Annotated in this window: 17 protein-coding genes; 8 read left to right on the top strand and 9 right to left on the bottom strand. The window is 67.7% G+C overall.

Annotated elements, in window-relative coordinates; genetic code table 11:
- From RTU05_RS12990 to RTU05_RS12970, 5 genes are all read left to right on the top strand, one after another.
- The coding region (locus RTU05_RS12990; protein WP_312598791.1) for a M23 family metallopeptidase at positions 1 to 518 on the top strand (518 nt) is incomplete at its 5' end.
- A gap of 68 nt (positions 519 to 586) precedes the next feature.
- Complete coding sequence (locus RTU05_RS12985) at positions 587 to 1,312, top strand: CocE/NonD family hydrolase (protein WP_409411628.1); 726 nt, start codon at positions 587 to 589, stop codon at positions 1,310 to 1,312.
- Positions 1,210 to 2,472, top strand: a complete 1,263-nt coding sequence (locus RTU05_RS12980; protein ID WP_409411629.1) for a CocE/NonD family hydrolase — start codon at positions 1,210 to 1,212, stop codon at positions 2,470 to 2,472. The genes RTU05_RS12985 and RTU05_RS12980 overlap by 103 nt, the downstream gene beginning before the upstream one ends.
- Before the next feature lie 64 nt (positions 2,473 to 2,536).
- On the top strand, positions 2,537 to 3,484 hold the full coding sequence (locus RTU05_RS12975) for an ATP-binding cassette domain-containing protein (protein ID WP_312598789.1): 948 nt from the start codon (positions 2,537 to 2,539) through the stop codon (positions 3,482 to 3,484).
- Positions 3,481 to 4,839, top strand: a complete 1,359-nt coding sequence (locus RTU05_RS12970; protein WP_312598788.1) for an ABC transporter permease — start codon at positions 3,481 to 3,483, stop codon at positions 4,837 to 4,839. The genes RTU05_RS12975 and RTU05_RS12970 overlap by 4 nt, the downstream gene beginning before the upstream one ends.
- A gap of 105 nt (positions 4,840 to 4,944) precedes the next feature.
- Here RTU05_RS12970 and rpsU read toward each other — a convergent pair whose 3' ends face one another.
- The gene (gene rpsU / locus RTU05_RS12965) at positions 4,945 to 5,187 is read right to left on the bottom strand and encodes a 30S ribosomal protein S21 (RefSeq protein WP_087120183.1); all 243 of its coding nucleotides are present in this window, start codon (positions 5,185 to 5,187) and stop codon (positions 4,945 to 4,947) included.
- Between the two features lie 187 nt (positions 5,188 to 5,374).
- Between rpsU and RTU05_RS12960 the strand changes: the two genes are divergently transcribed.
- Entirely contained in the window at positions 5,375 to 6,022 is a 648-nt protein-coding gene (locus RTU05_RS12960; protein WP_312598787.1) for a COQ9 family protein, read from the top strand.
- Positions 6,023 to 6,212: 190 nt separating this feature from the next.
- On the opposite strand, the gene RTU05_RS12955 is transcribed toward RTU05_RS12960, so the two are convergent.
- Together RTU05_RS12955 and purE are read right to left on the bottom strand one after the other, a co-directional pair.
- Positions 6,213 to 7,295 (bottom strand): 5-(carboxyamino)imidazole ribonucleotide synthase, encoded by a 1,083-nt coding sequence (locus RTU05_RS12955; RefSeq protein WP_312598786.1) that lies wholly within the window; start codon positions 7,293 to 7,295, stop codon positions 6,213 to 6,215.
- A complete protein-coding gene (gene purE, locus RTU05_RS12950; RefSeq protein ID WP_312598785.1) occupies positions 7,296 to 7,787 on the bottom strand; it encodes a 5-(carboxyamino)imidazole ribonucleotide mutase in 492 nt (163 codons plus the stop codon).
- A gap of 175 nt (positions 7,788 to 7,962) precedes the next feature.
- On the opposite strand from purE, the gene RTU05_RS12945 reads away from it, so the two are divergent.
- Positions 7,963 to 8,526 carry a GGDEF domain-containing protein gene (locus tag RTU05_RS12945; RefSeq protein WP_312598784.1) on the top strand — a complete coding sequence of 188 codons (564 nt, stop codon included), beginning with the start codon at positions 7,963 to 7,965 and terminating at the stop codon, positions 8,524 to 8,526.
- A gap of 27 nt (positions 8,527 to 8,553) precedes the next feature.
- Here RTU05_RS12945 and RTU05_RS12940 read toward each other — a convergent pair whose 3' ends face one another.
- From RTU05_RS12940 to RTU05_RS12930, 3 genes are all read right to left on the bottom strand, one after another.
- The gene (locus tag RTU05_RS12940; RefSeq protein WP_312598783.1) at positions 8,554 to 10,356 is read right to left on the bottom strand and encodes an autotransporter domain-containing protein; all 1,803 of its coding nucleotides are present in this window, start codon (positions 10,354 to 10,356) and stop codon (positions 8,554 to 8,556) included.
- A gap of 113 nt (positions 10,357 to 10,469) precedes the next feature.
- Positions 10,470 to 12,362, bottom strand: coding sequence for a phosphoglycerate dehydrogenase (serA, locus tag RTU05_RS12935; protein ID WP_312598782.1), 1,893 nt, complete (start codon positions 12,360 to 12,362; stop codon positions 10,470 to 10,472).
- A 121-nt stretch (positions 12,363 to 12,483) separates the two neighbouring features.
- Complete coding sequence (locus RTU05_RS12930; RefSeq protein ID WP_312598781.1) at positions 12,484 to 13,023, bottom strand: hypothetical protein; 540 nt, start codon at positions 13,021 to 13,023, stop codon at positions 12,484 to 12,486.
- Positions 13,024 to 13,224: 201 nt separating this feature from the next.
- On the opposite strand from RTU05_RS12930, the gene RTU05_RS12925 reads away from it, so the two are divergent.
- A complete protein-coding gene (locus RTU05_RS12925) occupies positions 13,225 to 14,148 on the top strand; it encodes an Hsp33 family molecular chaperone (protein ID WP_312598780.1) in 924 nt (307 codons plus the stop codon).
- A gap of 39 nt (positions 14,149 to 14,187) precedes the next feature.
- On the opposite strand, the gene phoB is transcribed toward RTU05_RS12925, so the two are convergent.
- Genes phoB through pstB form a run of 3 tightly spaced genes read right to left on the bottom strand, consistent with a single transcriptional unit; the run spans position 14,188 to position 16,425 of the window.
- A complete protein-coding gene (gene phoB, locus RTU05_RS12920) occupies positions 14,188 to 14,880 on the bottom strand; it encodes a phosphate regulon transcriptional regulator PhoB (protein WP_248118897.1) in 693 nt (230 codons plus the stop codon).
- 20 nt (positions 14,881 to 14,900) lie between these two features.
- Positions 14,901 to 15,626, bottom strand: coding sequence for a phosphate signaling complex protein PhoU (gene phoU / locus RTU05_RS12915; RefSeq protein WP_292023429.1), 726 nt, complete (start codon positions 15,624 to 15,626; stop codon positions 14,901 to 14,903).
- Positions 15,627 to 15,630: 4 nt separating this feature from the next.
- Positions 15,631 to 16,425, bottom strand: a complete 795-nt coding sequence (gene pstB / locus RTU05_RS12910) for a phosphate ABC transporter ATP-binding protein PstB (protein WP_312598792.1) — start codon at positions 16,423 to 16,425, stop codon at positions 15,631 to 15,633.
- Positions 16,426 to 16,460: the final 35 nt, after the last annotated feature.

The following is a 16,460-nucleotide window of genomic DNA, read 5'->3' as shown; positions in this document are numbered from 1 at the left end:
CCCCCGCGCCCGGCCGCACGCCGACGCCCGTCGCCGCCCCCGTCGCCCCGCCGATCAAGGCCGAGGCGGAAAAGGCCGGGCCGGTCACGCGCCAGATCGTCTTCACCGCCCCGGTGCGCGGCTATGCCATCAACTCGGTCTTCGGCCTGCGCAAACTGGCCATCGAGGCCAAGGCCCGCGCCCACAAGGGCGTGGACATCGCCGCCCCCCAGGGCACCAGCGTCTTCACCGCCGCAGAGGGCCACGTGCTTCGCACCGGCTATGACGCCGGCGGCTACGGCAACTTCATCGAGGTGCGCCACCCCAATGGCATGACCACCCTCTATGGCCACCTCAGCCGCATCGACGTGGCCAGCGGCGACCGCCTGACGCCCGCGCAGCGTATCGGCCTGGTCGGCTCCACCGGCTACTCCACCGGCCCCCACCTGCATTTCGAAGTCCGTCGCGACGGCGCCGAGGTCAATCCGACCAAGGTCATGGACCGCCACTTCGAGATCGCCGTCAAACCCAAGGCCTGACGACCGCCGCCTTGCCGCGCGCGGACCAATCGGCCTAACCTTCCCGCGCCTTGGGAGGGGCATTGGAAATGAACAGGTTCGTCGCCGCCATCGTCGCCGGGATTCTGGCGCTGTCGCCCGTCGCCGTGTCGGCGCAGGACTATGGTCGCTATAGCGACGCCGCCGCCCAGACCGAGTTGTCGCGCATCGCCGATGTGCAGACGGCGGTCATGGCGCCGATGCGGGACGGGGTCGGACTGGCGACAAACGTCTATCGGCCGAAGAACGCGACCGCGCCCCTGCCCACGATCTTCGTGCGGACGCCGTATAACGAGCTGGCCAATAACGCCCGCACGACACGCACGGCCCTGACCTGGGTCAGCCGGGGCTACGCCTTCGTGATCGAGAACGAGCGCGGGCGCTATTTCTCGGGCGGCGACTACCAGATCCTGGGCTATCCGCAGACCGACGGCTACGACGCCCTGACCTGGATCGCCGCTCAACCCTGGTCGAACGGCAAGGTGGGCACGCTGGGCTGTTCGTCGTCCGCTGAATGGCAGCTGGCCCTGGCGGCTCAGAACCATCCGGCCCACGCCGCCATGGTGCCCAGGCCTCCGGCGCAGGCATCGGCAAGGTCGGTCGTTTCCAGGAACAGGGCAACTGGTACACCGGCGGGGTGCCGCGCAACCTGTTCTTCGTCTGGCTTTACGGCGTGGACAATCCGCTGCGCGCGCAGGTTCCAGCCGATATCGACCAGAAGACCCGCGCGCGGCTGTTCCTCTATAACGACCTGGACGCCAAGAAGCCCGAGGTGAACTGGCCCAGCCAGATCCGTCACCTGCCGGTCGATCAGATGCTGTCTGACCTGGGCGAACCGCCCGCCACCTTCGAACAGTTGATCGCTCGAACGCCCGCCGATCCGGCCTGGCGCCAGGGCGGCCTGTATCACGACGACATGGGTTGGGGCGTGCCGGCACTGTGGTTCAACAGTTGGTATGACGTGTCGATCGGCCCGAACATGGAACTGTTCAATCACGCCCGGTCGACGACACAGGATCGCGAGGCGGCCGAGAACCAGTATGTGGTGGTCGGCCCGAACAACCACTGCGCCTTCGCCGGCCTGGGACCAAACTATCGCTCGGGCGACCGGGCGCTGGGCGACGCCAGTTTCGACAGCGACGCCCTGGTCCATGCCTGGTTCGATCGCTGGCTGAAGGGCGAGCGCAGCGCCTTCCCGGACACCACGCCGCACGTCCAGTATTTCAACATGGGCGAGAACGCCTGGCGCACCGCCGCCCAATGGCCGCCGGCCGGCGTGCAGACGGTGCGGATGTATCTGCGCTCGGGCGGAGCGGCCAACAGCCTGAACGGCGACGGGCGTTTGAGCCTGGACGCGCCGCCGCCCGGAGAATCGGCCGACCGCTATCGCTACGACCCCATGAACCCGGTCCAGACCATCGGCGGCGGGGATTGCTGCAACGGTGGTCTGGTGACCGCCGGCGCTTTCGACCAGCGTCAGATCGAGGCGCGCAACGACGTGCTGGTCTATACGTCCGAGCCGCTGACCCAGCCGCTGCAGGTCACCGGCTTCATCGACACTGTGCTGAAGGTGTCGTCCTCCGCGCCCGACACCGACTTCGCGGTCAAGCTGGTGGATGTCGCGCCGGACGGGACAGCCTATATCCTGGGCGACACCATCATGCGGGCGCGATATCGGGACGGCTACGACCGGCCCACGCCGCTGACGCCCGGCCAGGTCGCCACGGTTCAGCCGACGCCGATGACCATCAGCAACACCTTCCAGCCCGGCCACCGGATCAGGGTCGAGATCACCAGCTCCAACTTCCCGAAGTTCGTCAGGAACCTGAACACCGGCGGCCCGAACGAAAGCGAGCGCGAAGGTGTGATCGCCGACAACGCCGTGCACCACGACGGCGCAGACGCCTCATATATCGACCTGCCGGTTCTCAAATAGCTCTGGCCGCTGGCGTCCGCGCGGCAACGCCCATAGGCTGACGGCTGGAACATGAGGGGGCGACATGGCGGCGTTGACGCTTGAGGGCGTGAGCAAGCGATATGGCGATTTCGACGCCGTACGCGACCTGAGCTTTCAGGTTCAAAAGGGCTCGATCTGCGGGTTTCTGGGGCCCAATGGGGCGGGCAAGACCTCGACCCTGCGGATGATCCTGGGGCTTCAGCCGGCCACATCGGGTCGGATCGAGATTTTGGGCGCCGCCGACGGGCGTCAGGTGCGCGACCGCATCGGCTTCCTGCCCGAGGAGCGGGGTCTGTACAAGAAGATGACGCCGGTCGAGGCCATCGCCTTCTTCGGCGCGCTGAAGGGCCTGCCTCCTGCGGAAGGTCGCCGTCGCGCCAGGACCCTGCTGGAGCAGCAGGGGCTGGGCGCCGCGCAGAAGAAGAAGATGAAGGAGTTGTCCAAGGGGATGGCGCAGAAGGTGCAACTGATCGCCTCGGTCGTGCACCAGCCGGAGTTCGTGATCCTGGACGAGCCGTTCTCGGGCCTGGACCCCATGAACCAGCAGGGGCTGGAGGCCATGATCCGCGACCTGGCGGCCAACGGCGCCACGGTCCTGTTCTCGACCCATGTGATGCAGCACGCCGAGCGGCTGTGCGACAAGGTCGTACTGCTGGCGCGCGGGCGAAAGGCGTTCGAGGGCACGGTCGATCAGGCCAAGGCGACCTCGCCCCGCTTCCTCGATCTGGACGGCGCCATCGACGCCCAGGCGGCGGCGACCCTGCCCGGCGTGGCGGGGGTCGAGACCGTGTCCGAGCAGGACGGCGTGCGGCGATTGAAGATCGCCCTGTCACCCGGCGCGGCGGGTCAGGAAACGTTGAAAGCGGCCTTCCTGGACGGTCTTGACGTGCGCGGCTTCGCCTTGAAGGAGCCTACGCTGCACGACGCCTTCATCGGCCTTACCGGCGACCATCTCGATCAACCCGTCTCGCCGTCGGAGGCGGTCCAATGAAGCGCACCCTGCTGATCGCGCGCCGCGAATATGTCGCCTACGCCAAGACGGTAGGGTTCTGGCTGTCGCTGCTGGCCTTTCCGATGTTCGCCGTGCTGGGCGGGGGCATCCCGCTGCTGATCCGTTCGGCCGAGCCGATTAAGACGGTAGCCGTGATCGAACAAGGCCCCGCCGCCGCAGGCCTGGCCGCCACGGTCCGCGACGCCTTGCAGGCCGATCTCGACAAGCAGGGCGAGCGACTGCGCATCGCCGCCGAGAAGGGTCAGGCCGGCGCCGGGCGGGCCCTGGCCTCAGTCAGCGCGCCCAAGATTCGTCTGGTCGCGGCGCCGGCCGCCATCGCCGATGCGACCGGCCCGGCGCGCGACGCCGCCATCAGGACCGCGCTGGACAAGCAGACGCCAAAGACCGATCGCCTGGACGCCGTGGTGTTTCTGGACCGGATCGACGGCAAGCCCGCCGCACAGGTCTGGACCGCGCGCGCCACCGACAACGACGTGTCCGGCTTCGTCCGCAGCGCCCTGCGCGATGCGCGCCGCAACGAACTGCTGACCGAGGCGGGCGTGCCCCCGACCTTGGCGACCGAGATCCAGACTTTCCAGCCCGAGGTGAAAGCCTTCTCGCCCAACGCCGCCAGCGGGGCCGAGGTGTCGATGCGCGACCGCATCCCGTCCTTCGTGGGCCTGGGGGCCGGTTTCCTGCTCTGGTCGCTGGTCATCACCGGCGCCTCCATCCTGTTGAACAGCGTGATGGAGGAAAAGTCGAACAAGATCCTGGAGGTGCTGCTGTCCTCGGCCTCTGCGAACGAAATCCTGACCGGCAAGGTGCTGGGCGTGGCGTTGCTGACGCTGACGGTCATGGCGGTGTGGGGCGGGATCGGCGCATCCACCCTGATGTCCGCCTCGCCCCAGGTGGCGGCCAGCATCGGCCAGGCCCTGATGCACGACGGCCTGATCTTCTATTTCATGGCCTATATGGTCGGCGGATACCTGATGTATGCGGTGCTGTTCGCCGCCATCGGCGCCTTCTGCGAGACGCCGCGCGACGCCCAGACCCTGATGGGGCCGATCATGATGATCCTGGTCGTGCCCATCCTGGTCATGCAGATGGCCCTGACCAGCCCCGACGCGCCGGTGGTCAAGGTGCTGTCGTGGATCCCCTTCTTCACCCCCTTCTTGATGAGCGCCCGCGCGCCCAGCGATCCGCCCCTGATCGAGGTCCTGCTGACCCTGATCGGCATGTTCGCCACGGCCGCCTTCATGGTCTGGATCGCCGGCCGCGCCTTCCGCGCCGGCGCCCTGTCGGACGTGAAGCTGAGTTGGAAGACGTTCGGTCGGGCGGTGACAGGGCGGACCTAGACAGCGCGTCCCCTCCTCCCTGTCGCGAAAGCGATGGGGAGGAGACAAGAAAAAGGCCGCCTCCTTTCGGAAGCGGCCCCTGATCTTGCGGCTTTCGCCAGGGTCTTACCGACCGCCGGGAACGCGCGGCTTCGGCGCGGGCAGCAGGCCCTCGCGTTGGGCGCGCTTGCGGGCCAGCTTACGAGCGCGACGAACGGCTTCGGCCTTTTGACGGGCGCGCTTTTCCGACGGCTTTTCGTAATGCACGTGGCGCTTCATTTCACGGAAGCTGCCTTCGCGCTGCATCTTCTTCTTCAGGGCCTTCAGCGCCTGATCGACGTTGTTGTCGCGGACGAAAATCTGAACCAGGTTAAACTCTCCTTTGGCCGCCCGCCGCGTCCTGCGAGGGAGACGGGCGAACAAAATAAAATCGTCTTCCGGGAGCGAGGCCCTCGGATGAAGGCGCGCTGATACACGACACACCCCGCCCTGTCCAGTTCAACGCGACCATTCTTGAAGGCTCGAAACCCCCGCGCGACAGGCGTATGTTCCCCCCATGACACAGAACCCCGACTGGGCGGACCGCACCGAGCAGACCGTGCTGGACGCCGCCATAGCCCGCGCGCCCGCCCTGGGCTGGAATGCGCGTCTGGTGCGCGAGGCATGCGAGGCGTGCGGCCTGTCGCAGGGCGACGAGGAACTGCTGCTGCCCAACGGCGCGCGCGATCTGGCGGCCCTGCTGTCGCGACGCCATGATGCGCGAGCGCTGGCGGCTCTGGGGGAAATCGACGCCAAGTCGCTGAAGATTCGCGAGCGAATCGCCCGCGCCGTGTCCGAACGGATGGAGGCGGCCGCCGCCGACCTTGAGGCCACGCGCCGATGCGCCGCCTTCCTGGCCCTGCCCGTCAACGCCGACCTGGGGCTGAAGCTGGCGTGGGAAAGCGCGGATCACCTGTGGCGCTGGGCCGGTGACGAGGCCACCGACTGGAACCACTATTCCAAGCGGACGATCCTGTCCGGCATCCTGATTCCGGCCCTGACGATGCGCTGGTTCGACGGCCGCGAGGCGGCGGACGCCTTCGTCGCGCGCCGCATCGAGAACGTCATGGCCTTCGAGAAGTGGAAGGCCGGCAAGGACTTCGACGCGCCGTTCCGAAAGGTCAGCGATGCGCTGAGCCGGATGCGGTATGGGGCGAAAGGCTAAGCGCTCTTCTTTCGTCATCCTCCGGCAAGCCGCTTGCGGCGCAGACCGGGGGACCCAGCGGCGCCGAAGGCGAAATGTCTCCACCGCACGATTTTGACGATCGAGACCGCGACAGGTTCGCGCTAACGCGCGCCGCTGGGTCCCCCGATCTCGCTCCGCTCGTCGGAGGATGACGAAAACGGGGACCGGCTCAGACCGCCCCCAACACCCGGTTCACATGCGCCATCTTGCGGCCGGGGCGGGCCTCCGCCTTGCCGTAGAGGTGCAGGCGTTCGTCGGATTTGGCGGACAGGGCGCGCCAGTCCTCGACCTCGTCGCCCAGCAGATTGGTCATTTCGATGCGGGCGTGGGCGGTCGTGGGGCCGAGCGGCCAGCCTGTCACGGCGCGGATATGTTGTTCAAACTGGTCGCAGACGCAGCCGTCCTGGGTCCAGTGGCCGGTGTTGTGGACACGCGGGGCGATCTCGTTGACCAGAAGCAGGTCGTTCCCGAGATCGAACAGTTCGACGCCCAGCACGCCGACGTAATCCAACCCGTCCAGGATCGCCTCGGCGATGGCGCGGGCGCGCCCTTGCGTCTTCTCGTCCACGGCGACGGGGGCCAGGGTGGTGCGCAGGACGCCGCCCTCGTGCCGGTTCTCGCCCAGTGGATAGACCGCCATATGGCCGTCCCAGTCGCGAGCGGCGATGACCGACAGTTCGCGCACGAAGGTCGCCCTGGCCTCCAGGATCGCCGGACGACCGCCCAGGCTTTCCAGCGCGGCAGGCGCGTCCTCGATGGCGTGAATCCAGACCTGGCCCTTGCCGTCATAGCCTTCGCGGCGGGTCTTCAAGAGGGCGGGAAGGCCCAGGGTCGTCAGGCCGACGACCAGATCGTCGAGCGTGTCCACCACGGCGAACGCGACCGTCGGGGCGCCCACGGCGTTCAGGAAGGTCTTTTCGTCCACCCGGTCCTGCGACACGCGCAGCGCGGTCGGTCCCGGGGCGACCAGGGCGCCGGCCTCGGCCAGACGCTCGATGGAATCGGCGGGCACGTTCTCGAATTCGAAGGTGACGACATCGGCGGCGCGGCCCAGGGCCGTCAGGGCGTCCGGGTCGTCATAGGCGGCGACGATCTGATGCGCCGAAACGCGGCCGGCCGGGCTGTCGGCCTCGGGGTCCAGGATCACGACGTCGAAGCCCAGGCGCGAGGCGGCCTGGCTCAGCATCCGGCCCAGTTGGCCTCCGCCGATGATGCCGAGGGTCGAACCGGGGGGAAGCGGAAGGCTGGGCACTCAGTCCTCGACGGATTCTGCGACGGATTCGGTCTGGGCGATGCGGAAGGCGGTCAGCCGTCCGGCCAGGGCCTGATCCGACAGGGCCAGGATTTGCGCGGCCAGAATGCCGGCGTTGGCGGCGCCCGCCTCGCCGATGGCCAGGGTCGCGACGGGAACGCCTGCCGGCATCTGCACGATGGACAACAGACTATCCATGCCCTTCAGGGCCTTGGACTTCACCGGCACGCCCAGCACGGGCAGTTCGGTCATTGAGGCGGCCATGCCCGGCAGGTGAGCGGCGCCGCCTGCGCCCGCGATGATGACCTTGTATCCGGCGGCCTTGGCGCCTGTGGCGAACTGGACCAGACGTTCCGGCGTGCGGTGCGCGCTGACGACCTTGGCCTTCCAGGCGACGCCCAGTTGGTCCAGCTTGTCGGCGGCCATCTTCATCGTGGGCCAGTCAGACCGGCTGCCCATGATGATCGCCACCGGGGTTTCGGAAGTCGCCATGTCTGCAAGGCCCCTCGCGGAAAGGCGCCCGTTACAGCACCGACGGGCCCCCCGCAACCGCAAGCCGGCGGTTTCCGACGCGCGGCGGCTTCAATGTCGCGGAATCACGCTCTACCATCGCTCGACCCTGCGCGACGCCTTGAGTGAGTCGCGCGACCGGAGCCCATCCTGCGCCGTGACCGACGTGGCCGAACACGACCTGACCGCCGAGATCGCGCGCCTGCGCCTGGAGTTGGACGCCTGGAAGTCGCGCGCCGCCGCCGCCGAGGCGGCCGCCGATCACGATGTGCTGACCCCCGCCCTGAACCGGCGCGGCTTCATCGGGGCGTTGCAGCGGACCATGGCCTATTGCCAGCGGCACGGCGTGCCGGCGGTTCTGCTGTATCTGGACATGGACGGCTTCAAGAGCGTCAACGACACCCTGGGCCATGCCGCGGGCGATGCCGCCCTGATCGCCGTGGCCCGCCTGTTCCTGGCGAACCTGCGCGAATCGGATGCGGTCGGCCGTATGGGCGGCGACGAGTTCGCGCTTCTGATGCTTCACGCCGGACTGGACGAGGGCCGGGCCAAGGCGCGTCAACTGGCCGAGGCGCTGCAGACCGAAGGATTCGTCTGGGACGGTCAGAAGACCGAATTGGGCGGATCGTTCGGCGTCCGCGCCTGGGACGGCCACACCGACGCAGAGGCCTGGCTGGCCGAGGCGGACGCCGCCATGTGGGTGCGCAAGAAGGGGCGCTGAGCGCGCGCCCCTCCCCGCGTCGCCTCCTTAAAGCGGCAGTTTCAACTGGATGCCGCCCATGTGGCTGTCGGCGTGGTCGCCGAAACGACCCCGATAGCCGACCGTGACCTTGACCGGCCCGACCGCACCCTCCACGCCCGCAGACGCCAGGAACTGACCGCCGAACGGATCGTCGATCTCGCGCGACAGGACCTGGGCCGGGTTGTTGTAAAGCCCGACGCGGACCGGATCGGAACTGTCGTCCAGCGCGTCACGATAGCCCCCTTCGGCGAACAGGCCGAACCGCCCCATCTCCGCCTCGGCGCGCAATGAGACCTCGCCGGTCAGGGCTTTCACGGTGCGGTCGCCATACTGATACTGGGCCCCGACGCCCTGCTCGTAATAGCCGTCCACGTCGCTGGAGACATAGGCCAGGGCCGCGCGGGGCGACAGGGCGACGCCGCCCATGTCGAACCACATCCCGCCCTGCAGCCGGGCGCCCGTGCTGAGCGCCCGCGTCTCGGCCGTATGGACGATGGGGGCCAGGCTGGTGGTGCGCTCGATGTCGTCGATATTGTCGCGCGCCACGCCGACGGCCGCATTGACGAACACATCGTTTGAGCGCCAGCCGCCATAGACGTCCAGACCGAAGCTTTCGACATTGAACCGCAACGCCTGGCTGTCCACGTCCGTCTTTCGCGCCGATCCGGCCAGGCCGAAGCGCCAGTTGGCGGACGGTCCCGCCTCCAGCGCGATCCGCGCGCCCCAGCCGTCGCTGGAGGCGCTTGTGACCGGGCCGCGCGCATCGGTGTCGACGCTATCGATCAGGGCGGCGGTGGTGACGGCGACACCCGCCTCCCACGGCTGACGACCCGACAGGGCGTCGCTGGCCGCGTCCAGCGCATCCTCGCGGTGGCGATAGGTCGTTTCGCCCTGCAGGGTCGATTGGGCGCCGATGTCGCCGTAGTAGAGGTAGTCGGTCGCGAGTTGGGCGATGATCCGATGCCCGGCCGCCGTCGGGTGAACGCCGTCGAAGTAGAAATAGCTGTCGGGATTCGAACAGACCGTGACCCCGTTGAAGCAGCTCTGAGTAATGTTGGTGATGCCGAACAGGCCCGGATTGGCGGCCAGGGTGTCGCCGATCTTGAACAGGTCCATCATGATGATGTTGCTGCCCGGCCGCGCGCCGGCCGTGGTCGTCAGCCCCGTCTGCAGGGCGGTGTTGAAGGTCGTGACGGCGTAATCGGCCAGCGGCGCGGCGACCGTTCCCCGGAACTGGGGCGTCAGGCTGAGCTTGGGCAGGTTGGTGACCAGGATGGTCCCCGCACCGGCCCCCGCCACGGTGTTGACCAGGGTGGTGACATTGGCCGCTGCGCCGGTGACGACGGGCGTGATCGCCGCGACCGGGCTGGCCGAGGCGCCGGCGACCGGCAGGCCCTGGAAGATGTCGTTGGCGCCGCCCAGGACGCTGACCAGATCGGTCGAGCTGAACCGCCCGCCCGCCGCCGTATAGCGCGACAGCTGGTTCAACATGCCGAACGGTACGCCGGTGGAGGCGTCTGCGCGCGCCCCGCCGAAGGCGTAGTTGATGCTGCCCGACACCGAGCCGTTGAAGTTGACGGCGTTGAAGCCCAGCAGTTCGACGAAGGTCGGCCCGTTCGAGAACCGACGGGCGTAGGGTGGTGACGGCGGCTGGGTCCCGCCCGAGATCAGATACAGATTGCCGTTGTCGCTGAGACTGTCGCCGAACACGACGAGGCGGTTGTAGGTCTGGGCCGAGGCCGATCCTGCAAAGGCGCAGGCGGCCAGCGCCAAGGCGGCGACGGCGCCGCCGGTGATGAAGCGTGACATGTGAATCCTCCCCAGCCGTCGTGGGTCGCGGCCGTTGCTGTGAGGATGCGCCAGTCAGCGCAGATGGCAAGATGCCGTAACGTCAGCCTTCGGAAGATTTTGCGCGGCGTGACCTAATGCAGGGTGCGGAACTTTAACGTGCCGGGCACGGTCTTCAGCACCCGCAGCGCCTCCGGGTCATAGTCGCGCTCGACGTCGGTGATGACGTAGCCGGTGCGTTCGTCGGTCTTCAGGTGCTGGCCCAGGATGTTCAGACCCGCCGCCGCAAGCGCCCGGTTCAGCTCGGCCAGCACGCCGGGTTGATTTCTGTGGATGTGCAGGATGCGGTGCGCGCCCGACACATCGGCCAACTGCACGTTGGGCAGATTGACGCTGAATGTCGTGTCCCCCCGGTTCAGATAACCCAGTAGCCGCTCGGCCGCGAACTCGGCGATGGCTTCCTGCGCCTCTTCGGTCGAGCCGCCGATATGCGGCGTCAGGATCATATTCTTCAGCCCCTGAAGCGGGCTTTCGAAGGGATCGGAATTGGTGCGCGGCTCCTCGGGGAAGACGTCCACGGCCGCGCCGGCGACCCGGCCTGACCCCATGGCCTGGGCCAGGGCGCCGACATCGACGACATGACCACGCGACAGGTTCAGGAATAGCGCCCCCGCCTTCATCCGGGCGAACTGGGCCGCGCCGAAGATGTCGGCGTTCTCGCGCCGTCCGTCGATATGCAGGGTCACCACGTCGCTTTCGGCCAGCAGGGCGTCAAGCGACCGCATCCGCCGCGCATTGCCCAGCGCCAGCCGCTCGGACAGGTCGTAGAACAGAACCCGCATCCCCAGGTTCTCGGCCAGCACCGACAACTGGCTGCCGATGGCGCCATAGCCGACGATGCCCAGGGTCTTGCCGCGCAACTCCTTGGAGCCGGTCGCCGACTTGTTCCACTGGCCGACATGCATGGCCGCCGACTTGTCCGGCACATCGCGCATCAGCACGATCATCAGCCCGATGGCCAGTTCGACCACCGAGCGCGTGTTGGAGTAAGGCACATTGAACACCGCCACCCCGTGATCGGACGCCGCCTCCAGATCGATCTGATTGGTGCCGATGCAGAAGGCGGCGACGGCCATCAGCCTGTCGGCCTCTTCCAGCACCCGGCGCGACACCGTGGTCTTGGAGCGAATGCCCAGCACATGAACGCCCTTGATGGCGGCGATCAGATCGTCCTCGTCCAGCGCGCCCTTGTGGGTTTCGACCGAATAGCCCGCCTCCTCCAGCCGTTCGACGGCGGCGGGGTGGATGTTTTCCAGCAGCAGCATCTTCATGCGGCTGCGCGGGAAGGACCAGCGCCCCACCAGACCCTCGGCGTGCAGCACCTCGTCCAACGACGCGGCCTCCGCGTCCGCAACCTCGACCACGGGCGCCCGCCGTACGACCTCGGTGAAGGCGTAGAAGGCGTCGGCGGCCCCCGCGATCTTGACCTCCGCGTCGTTCCAGCCGTCGCCGATCATGACGACACGGCCCGACAGGTTGAGGGCGTGAATGGCCGCGGGCTTGCCATTCTCGCGCGACAGGGGGTTGGCGTCATCCACGCCCGTCACAAGCCCTTCGGCGTCGTAGATCAGGTCGTTGCACAGCACCCGATCCGGCGAGACGCCCAGTTCCTGAGCGACCGGCGAGATCACGTCCCGGAAGCCGCCGGAGATGATGACAATCTTGCCCGTGTTCTGCTGGAAGAAGTCGAGATTGCGCCGAACCGACGCCGTCAACCGATCCGGCGCAGACTGCGCCAGAGCCTGCACATGGTCGCGGGTCAAGGGAAGCAGCGCCAGACGCTGGCGCAACGCCTGGCCGAAATCCAAGGCGCCCGCCATGGCCTTGTCGGTCAGCGACGCGATCTCGGCGCGGATCGAATCGGCATCCGGCGACCCCGCCAGGGCGATGTCGGCCAGGGCCTCAAGGGTCTCGAAATCGACCAGGGTCGAATCGAAGTCGAAGATCAGGGTCGGGCGCGCGGTCATGGGGCGCGTCTTAGCGGCCTTCGCGCACGCAGCATAGCCAAGCCGTACTGATGACGGCGCACAGTTGCGCTTAAACCATGCCGCCCGGCGGGAATTTCACCCGCCGGGCGGCACGACTATGTCAAAAACGGACGATCCGGCGCACGCGGCTGTCCGGGCGACGGCTTTCCAGCACGGCCGCGCCGACGGCTGCGGCGATTGTCGCGACGGCTAGAAGCGCCCCGCCCTCGCGCGCATGATCGCGAGCATAGGCCCCGGCGTCGTCCGCATAGCGGCGCGCGGTCTTGCCGTGCTTCTTCATGGCCTTCTTCGATCCCTTGCGGGCCGAGCGGAACCAGGCGTCTGCGCGATCGCGGGCGTCATAGGCCACGTCAGCGGCGCGGTGGCGGGCTTCGCGCGAGAAGTCGGCGGTCTGTTCGCCCACCTCTTCCGCACGGTGACGGAAGGCGTCCACCGCATCATGGAAACGGTCGCGCAGTTCGGCCGTATCGACCCATCCGCGCGGGTCGATGCGGGTCTTGATGCGCTGATAGCGGGTCGGGCCGGTGCGCTGGGTCAGATAGACGACCGCCGCCGCGCCGAGCACCAGGGCGGCCAGGCTGCCGGCCGTGATGCCGGGATGTTTGCGAATTTCTTCAATCGGATCGATGTCGCGGATCATCGGCGGGACCTTTTCGTCGGAATGGCGTGTCAGGCGGAGCGACGGCTCCGCTTGTTGGAAAAGAGCGAACCGCGCGGAAAAGGGTTCCGTCGCCCACACGTCGCATGGCCCCTACGCCGCACCGGATTTGCCCCTTATCAACGGCCGCCTGGGCGCCTACATAGCCGCGATCCCGAAATGACGTCGCCAAAGGACCCCGCCGTGACCGATCACGCGCCCGAAACTCCCATTTCCGACGATCTGGCCGCCGCCTTTCAGATCGAGGGTTGGCCCGTGCGCGGCCGCCTGGTCCGCCTGGGCGCCGCCATCGACAAGATTCTGGCCGCCCACGCCTATCCCGAGCCGGTCGCCGCCCTGCTGGGCGAGGCCTGCGCCCTGGCCGCCCTGATCGGCTCCAGCCTGAAGTTCGACGGCCGGCTGCTGGTCCAGGCCCAGGGCGACGGCCCCGTGCGCTATGTCGTAGCCGACTATGGCACCGACGGCTCCCTGCGCGGCTACTGCCGCTATGACGAGGCCGAAGTCGCCGAGGCGTCCAAGGGCTTCTCCCGTCCCGGCGCCAGGTCGCTGCTGGGCCAGGGCGTTTTCGTCATGACCCTGGATCGCGGCCCCGACTTCGAGCGGACGCAAGGCATCACCCCCATCGAGGGCGAGAGCCTGTCTCTCGCCGCCGAACACTATTTCCAGCAGTCCGAACAGGTGCCGACCAAGGTGCGCCTGGCGGTCGGCGCGGTCGAAACCGAGGCCGGTTCGCAATGGCGCGCCGGCGGGGCGATGATCCAGATCATCGCCGGCGACGAGGCGCGTGGATCGACCGAAGAGGTCTGGGACCGCACCCGCGCCCTGTTCGGCACCCTGGCCGACGACGAACTGATCGACCCTACGATCTCGCCCGAGACCCTGCTGTTCCGCCTGTTCCACGAGGACGGCGTGCGGTTGGAGGGCGCGCGGGAGTTGACCGCCGTCTGCCGTTGCTCGCGCGACCGGATCGCCTCGGTCCTGGCCTCGTTCGACCCGGCCGAACGGGTTGATATGGTCGAGGACGACGGCAAGATTCGCGTCACCTGCGAATACTGCGCCACCGTCTATACGCTCGACCCCGACGAAGTGGTCGCCGAACAGATCTGAATGGAAAAGGGCGGCTCCGCGAGCCGCCCTTTTTTTGATCTAGCCTTCCAGATCCAGCGAATAGCCCGCAGAGCGGACGGTGCGGATCGGATTGGCGCTGTCGTCGCCGATGGACAGGGCCTTGCGCAGGCGGCCGACGTGGACGTCCACCGTGCGGGCCTCGACATAGACGTCCGAGCCCCAGACGGCGTCCAGCAGCTGCTCGCGGCTGAACACCCGGCCCGGATGCTGCATGAAGTGGTCCAGCAGGCGGAACTCGGTCGGCCCCAGGTGAACCTCCTTGCCGTCGCGCTTCACGCGGTGAGACACCCGGTCGATGATGATGTCGCCGTGGTTCAGCCGGTCGTCCGCCAGACCCGGACGAATGCGGCGCAGCACCGCGCGGATGCGGGCGATCAGTTCGACCATCGAGAAGGGCTTGGTCAGATAGTCGTCGGCGCCCGTGTCCAGGCCGCGAACCCGGTCGCTCTCCTCGCCGCGCGCCGTCAGCATGATGATGGGCAGGTTGCGGGTTTCGGCCTTGCCCCGGATGCGGCGGCAGACCTCGATGCCCGACAGTTTGGGCAGCATCCAGTCCAGCAGTACCAGGTCGGGCTGGCGCTCGTCGATCTGAAGCATCCCCTCTTCGCCATCGGCGGCGACGGTTACGTCGTAGCCTTCCTTTTCCAGATTGTACTGAAGCAGGGTCGCCAGCGCGTCCTCGTCTTCCATCACAAGGATATAGGGCTGCACGTCGGGTCTCCGGTCTCGGGTCAGTGCGTGGAAAGGTTCGGCGTCGGATCGGAATCCTCGGCCGTGGGCTGGGCGCGCGGGCGTTCGCCCAGGATGTCGTCGCCGGTGATCTCGTAGTGGACGGTCTCGGCGATATTGGTCGCGTGGTCCCCGATCCGCTCAAGGTTCTTGGCCATGAACAGCAGATGGGTGCAGGCGCCGATCGTGCGCGGGTCGCCCATCATATAGGTCAGCAGTTCGCGAAACAGGGCGTTATAGTGCTCGTCCACCTCGTCGTCGGTTTGCCAGACGGCGACGGCGCGATCCAACTCGGAGGCGGTGTAGGCGTCCAGCACGTCGCGCAGGCGGGTCGACACCAACCGTCCCATACGCTCGATGGAGCGCGTGAGCGGCTGCATCGGCTCGCCCTCGGCCAGGATCAGGGCGCGCTTGGCGATGTTCTTGGCCAGGTCGCCGGTGCGCTCCAGATCGGTGGCGATCTTCATGGCGCCCAGGGTGCGACGCAGGTCGCTGGCGACGGGCTGACGCAGGGCGATCAGGCGAATGGCCTTCTTCTCGATGTCGCGGTGCAGCGCGTCCAGCTTCAGATCGCGCTCAACCACCGCGCGGGCCAGGGCGATGTCGCGCCGGGCGACGGAATCGATGGCGTCCGCGACCTGGGCCTCGGCCAGACCGCCCATGCGGGCGACCTCGGCCGTGATCTGGTTCAGTTCGTCGCCATAGGCTTTGACGGTGTGCTGGTTCATCGGATTAGCCGAAGCGTCCCGTGATGTAGTCGAGGGTGCGCCGTTCGCGCGGATTCTGGAAGATGTCTTCGGTGTCGCCCGTCTCGACCAGACGGCCCATGTGGAAGAAGGCCGTGCGTTGCGACACTCGCGCGGCCTGGGCCATCGAGTGGGTGACGATGACGATGCAGAACCGCTCGCGCAGTTCGTCGATCAATTCCTCGATCCGCGCCGTGGCGATGGGGTCCAGCGCCGAGCAGGGCTCGTCCATCAGGATCACTTCGGGGTTCACGGCGATGGCGCGGGCGATGACCAGACGCTGCTGCTGACCACCCGACAGGCCCATGGCCGAGGATTGCAGGCGGTCGGCCACCTCGTCCCACAGACCCGCGCGCTTCAGGGCGCTTTCGACCACGCCGTCCATCTCGGACTTGGACGAAACCAGGCCGTGAATCTTGGGTCCGTAGGCGACGTTTTCGTAGATCGACTTGGGGAAGGGGTTCGGGCGCTGGAACACCATGCCGACCCGGGCGCGCAACAGCACGGGGTCGATGGAGCGGTCGTTGATGTCCTCGTCGTCCATCGCGATCCGCCCGGTGACGCGGGCCCCGGCGATGGTGTCGTTCATGCGGTTCATCGTCCGCAGGAAGGTCGACTTGCCGCAGCCCGACGGGCCGATCAGGGCCGTGACGGTCTTGTCCGGGATGTCCAGCGAGACGTCGTAAAGCGCCTGCTTGCCTTCATAGAAGACCGAGACGTCGCGCGCGGCGATCTTGATCGGTCCGGCCGGCGGCGTGTCGACGGCGGTCGGGCCGGTCACAGGCGCGGCGTCTTCGGCGCGCGGGGTCGTCGGCG

This window comes from Brevundimonas sp. (assembly GCF_032017145.1).
In the GTDB taxonomy this organism is placed as follows: Bacteria; Pseudomonadota; Alphaproteobacteria; order Caulobacterales; family Caulobacteraceae; genus Brevundimonas.
The sequence above is the reverse complement of the archived record's forward strand: the minus strand, read 5'-3'. Positions and strand labels throughout refer to the sequence as shown.